This window comes from Aeromicrobium sp., from assembly GCF_049586495.1.
Taxonomy (GTDB): domain Bacteria; phylum Actinomycetota; class Actinomycetes; order Propionibacteriales; family Nocardioidaceae; genus Aeromicrobium.
Window position 1 is genome coordinate 1 of record NZ_JBAVCB010000203.1, and the last position, 4,764, is coordinate 4,764.

The window sequence follows — 4,764 nt, forward strand, 5'->3', positions numbered from 1 at the left end:
GAACACGGCGTCCCACTCCAGACCCTTGGCCGAGTGGATCGTGGCCAAGGTGACGCCATCGGCCGCTGGGGCGTGCGCGGCGGCGGCGCGGCGCTCCAGATCCGCCACCAGGTCAGCCATGGTGGGCTGGTCCTGTGCGGCGATGAGATCGTGAGCCATGCCGACGATGGCACTCAGCGATTCCCAGCGGTTGCGGATCTCGCCTGCGCCGGTGGGAGGGGTGTCGCTGTACCCGATACCGGCCAGGATGTTGCGCACGTCGTCGATGAACTCCTCGTGACTGTCGGCGGCCGTGCTCTGCATGTCGGCGCGCAGCAGGGCGACCGCCTGTCGAACCTCAGACCGCCGGAAGAAGCCCTCGCCGCCACGCAGCGTGTACGGGATGCCGTGCTCGCCGAGCGCTTCCTCGTAGGCCTCTGATTGCGCGTTGATGCGGTACAGCACCGCCATCTCGCGATATGGCACACCGCGTCGGTGCAGCAGCGCGATCTCGTTGGCCACGGCCTGCGCCTCGGTCGGTTCATCGGGATGGCCGACGTACGTGACCGGGTCGCCGGGCTCGCGCTGAGCACGCAGCACGACACCGTCGGTCTTGCCGCCACGGCTGAAGACCGCGTTGGCGACCGAGACGATCTGCGGGGTGGAGCGGTAGTTGCGCACCAGCTCGTGCCGCTCGCCGTGCTCGAACCGTCTGGCGAACGAGCCAAGGATGCTGGGCGAAGCGCCGGCAAAGGAGTAGATGGTCTGGCGGGGGTCACCCACGACGCACACGTCATCCCTGCCGCCGAGCCACAGATCGAGCAGCTGGGACTGCAAGGGGTTGACGTCTTGGAACTCGTCGACCACGAACCAGCGGTACTGGCGTCGGACGGCGGCGGCCACCTCGGGGTTGTCAGCCAGGATCGACGCCGTGACCAGGAGGATGTCCTCCATGTCGATGCGCTCAGCGCCCTTGACCTCCTCGTAGGCAGCCAAGACCTGCGACACGGTGGTGGCGTCGAGATCACCGACCTGGCGATGACCGCCGCGGGTGCGTGTGACGTAGGTGGTCGGAGTCATGCCGCTGACCTTGGCCCACTCGACCTCGGCGGAGAGGTCGCGAATCAGGGCGTTGTCGCCGCGCACCCCGACCCGTCGGGCGGCGGCCCCCACCAGCCCGAACTTGGAGTCGATGATGTCGGGGAACGCCGATCCGATGGCCTGCGGCCAGAAGTAGCGGGCCTGCCGGAGCGCCGCAGAGTGAAAGGTGCGGGCCTGCACGCCGGGAGCTCCCAGCGCGGCGAGGCGACCGCGCATCTCGCCGGCTGCGCGCGTGGTGAAGGTGACGGCGAGAACCTCGGACGGTTGATAGAGTCCGCTGGCCACGCCGAAGGCAATGCGGTGGGTGATGGCGCGGGTCTTGCCGGTACCAGCGCCCGCGATCACCGTGACCGGGCCACGCAGTGACGTGGCGACCTCGCGCTGTTCGGGGTCGAGCCCGTCCAGCAGCTGATCGGCGTCGGTCACCGGTGGACTCCGTCCTGGTCGCGAACTGGGAATGGTCAGACGTGCGGGAACGTTGACGTGAGCAGACTAGTCCTCGAAGGAGACAAAACATGGCGGGCACTTTCACCATCTACTCGACCCCTTGGTGTGGCTACTGCCATCGCCTGAAGTCGCAGCTCAAGCGCGAAGGGATCGAGTACCACGAAGTCGACATCGAACAAGATCCCGCATCGGCTGCGATCGTGGAGAAGGCCAACGGCGGCAATCAGACCGTGCCCACCTTGGTGTTCGCTGACGGCTCCGCACTCTCCAACCCCTCGGTCGCCCAGGTGAAGGCCAAGCTCGCCTCCTGACCCGCCGAGCGCGACAGGCTCAGGTCAGGCCCACTTTCCGTGGATGGTTCCGCCATGCCAGCTCTGAATGAGCGCGCGGGAGATGGAGACGTTCGGGGGCAGCAGCAGATCCGCTGAGGCCGTCATCGCCGTGACGTCGTCCCGGGTGAACCAGCGCGCCTCGGCGATCTCGTCGTGATCGACGCGGATCGTCGAGGTCATGGCCCTGCCGAAGAAGCCCAGCATCAGGCTGGACGGGAACGGCCACGGCTGACTGCCGGCGTATCGGACGTCGCCGACCTCGACGCCGACCTCCTCCATCACTTCACGGCGCACGGCGTCGTCGAGCGCCTCACCCGGTTCGACGAACCCGGCGAGCGTCGAGAACCGCCCCTCTGGCCAGATCGGTTGACGTCCCAGCAGGGCGCGGTCCTGGTCGTCGGTGATCAGCATGATCACCGCCGGGTCGGTGCGCGGGAAGTGATGGGCGCCGCACGCGGTGCAGACGCGGATGTGCCCTGCCTCGGCGGGAGCCGACGGCGCACCGCAAGCCGCGCAGAACCGGTGGGTCTGGTGCCACCGGGCGACGCCGACCGCGTGCACCCCGAGCGAAGCGTCGTCAGGGGTCAGGTTCGGGCCCACCATGCGCAGGCTGGCGGGCCGCAGCTCAGCCGGCACGCGATCGACCATCACCGCCGCGTGACGAACCCCGTCGCGATAGCCCAGGAAGAGCCACTCTCCGTCTGGAGCCTCGTCCTCGGTGACCCACCACATGCCATCGGCGTCGGTCGTCGAGACGTGCTCTCCGCCAATGACGAGGATCCGGAGGTCGCCGTCGGCCGTGCGCCAGGCATCGTTCTTGCGCAGGTGAGCGGACCGATCGTGCGTCGTTCTGTCGAAGGCGAAGTCCACAGGTGCCACGGTAGCCGTGCTCAGGTCAGATCGAGCCTCGCCTCCAGTGCGGCCCGGTCGGGCAAATCATCACATGGCACCACGTCGCCGAGACGGATGTACGCGAACGCCGCTGAGACCTGCTCCACCGGCAACTCGTGCATCTCGGCCCAGGCGAGCCGGTAGATGGCTAGCTGAAGGGGATCGGCGGTCGCCGCCCGGTTGGTCTTCCAGTCGACGACCTGATGACCTGTGCTGCCGTCGGGCCGGGTGAACTGGAATATCGCGTCGATGCGTCCGATGATCTGATGGGCGCCGAGCCGGATCGAGAACGGTGCCTCCAGAGCGACCGGCTCGCGACTGGCGAATTCGCTGTCGAGGAAGGTTGCGAAGAGCTGGTCGAGCTCCGGTTCGGTGACCATGCCGGCATCGCCCTGCCCCGGCAGATCGGTGGGGTCGAACAGCTCGAAGCGCTGGTAGTGCGACTCGATCATGGCGTGCAGGCGGGTGCCCAGCCGCGCCGCTGCCGACGGCTGGCGCGGCATCGGTCGAGCGAGCTGGCGCAGGTACGCCGCCTCGTCCTCGGCGAGCGCCATGGTGGCGGTGGCCGACAAGACGGCCGGCACGCTGACCTCGCGGACCCGGTGCTCGGACTCAGCCGCCTCGGCCAGGAGCAGGTCGAGCTGCGCGTCGATGGTGGCCAGCCGCTCGCGAGCAGCCTCGTCGGGCACCGCGGGATCGGCCGGCGGGTCTACGCGCTCACCTCGCACCAGTCGGCTGACGAGGTCGGCGGCGGCCCGACGGGCCTCCATGCCGGCCAAGGGAGCGGGCCAGGCGTGGGCGACCCCCTCGGTGAGGTGCGGGTTGGTCGTCGCAGCGTCCTCCTCGCTGATCCACGTGGTGGGCATCTCGTCGCGTTCGAGCACCCAGGCGTGCACCGTCTGCAGGAAGTCCGACGGACCACGCCGCTGCACCTGGGTGGGACCCCAGTGGTGGCCGCTGACGTGCAGCAGCCGCTTGGCCCGCGTGAAGGCGACGTACCCGAGCCGATGCTCCTCCAGCAGCGCATCGGCCCTCCACGCGTCGGCAAAGGCTTCGAATCCCTTGGACGACCACTCGGCGATGTCGATCAGCCCGTGGCGGTCGCCGCGCAACGAGATCGGCAGCGCGGCCCCGCTGGTGACCCAGCGCGGTCGGCCTCGCTCGTTCGGGAAGACGGTGCGGCTGGCCAGCGGCACGAAGACCGCCTCATACTCCAGACCCTTGGACCGGTGCGCGGTGAGCAGCTTGACTGAGTCGGCGTCGGTGGGCGACGCGACCTCAAGCCCGCCGGCGTACTCGTCCTCGGCGTCGAGGTAGGCCAGCAGCCCGGCCAGATCGGCGTAGCGATCGTGCTCGGCGTACCCGGCGATGGCGTCGAGCAGCGCCGAGATGTTGTCGGGGCCAATGCGGTCGGCGCGGATCATCAGCTCGACGTCCAGGTCGAGGTGGGCGACCACACGGCGCGCCAGGTCGACCAGCGGCTCCCCCATGTGGGCGCGCAGGCCCTTGATGAGTCCCGCGAGCTCGGCGAAGCGCTGCCGCGCCTCGGTCGAGTAGTCGAGGTCGCCCGGATCCTCGACCGCCTCGATGAGGGAGACGACGTCGACCGGGTCCACGCCGGCGACGGCGTCGGCGAGCTCTCGCGCCAGAGCCTCGTCGGCCGTCTCCGCCTCGGAGGTGACGCCCCGCACTCGCCCGCCGAGCCGCGACGCCCGGCGACCCAGCAGGGCGAGGTCGCGCAGCCCGATGCGCCACCGTGGGCCGGTCAGCAGGCGCAGGGTCGCTGGATTGGCCGTGACGTCGTGCAGCAGGGCGAGCACGCTGAGCACGTCGCGCACCTCGGGCTGGTGCAGCAGGCCCTGCAGACCCACCACCTCCACCGGGACGCCGGCCGCGCGCAGCGCCTCGACCAACCTGCCGTTCTCGGACGTGGCGCGCACCAGGATGGCAATCTCCGGCCACGGGGTACCGCCCTCGTGGGCGCCCTTCACCCGCTCCACAAGATCGGCGATCT

At 69.5% G+C, this 4,764-nt stretch carries 4 protein-coding genes; 1 reads left to right on the plus strand and 3 read right to left on the minus strand.

Features of this window, described 5'->3' with window-relative positions; all coding sequences use genetic code 11:
* On the minus strand, positions 1-1,506 hold a 1,506-nt coding region (locus tag WB508_RS10840), incomplete at its 3' end, for an ATP-dependent helicase (protein WP_423844899.1).
* 89 nt (positions 1,507-1,595) lie between these two features.
* Between WB508_RS10840 and WB508_RS10845 the strand changes: the two genes are divergently transcribed.
* Positions 1,596-1,838 (plus strand): mycoredoxin, encoded by a 243-nt coding sequence (locus WB508_RS10845; protein ID WP_423844900.1) that lies wholly within the window; start codon positions 1,596-1,598, stop codon positions 1,836-1,838.
* A 24-nt stretch (positions 1,839-1,862) separates the two neighbouring features.
* Here WB508_RS10845 and nudC read toward each other — a convergent pair whose 3' ends face one another.
* Both nudC and WB508_RS10855 read right to left on the minus strand, forming a co-directional pair.
* Entirely contained in the window at positions 1,863-2,729 is an 867-nt protein-coding gene (gene nudC, locus WB508_RS10850) for an NAD(+) diphosphatase (protein ID WP_423844901.1), read from the minus strand.
* A 20-nt stretch (positions 2,730-2,749) separates the two neighbouring features.
* On the minus strand, positions 2,750-4,764 hold a 2,015-nt coding region (locus tag WB508_RS10855), incomplete at its 5' end, for a 3'-5' exonuclease (protein WP_423844902.1).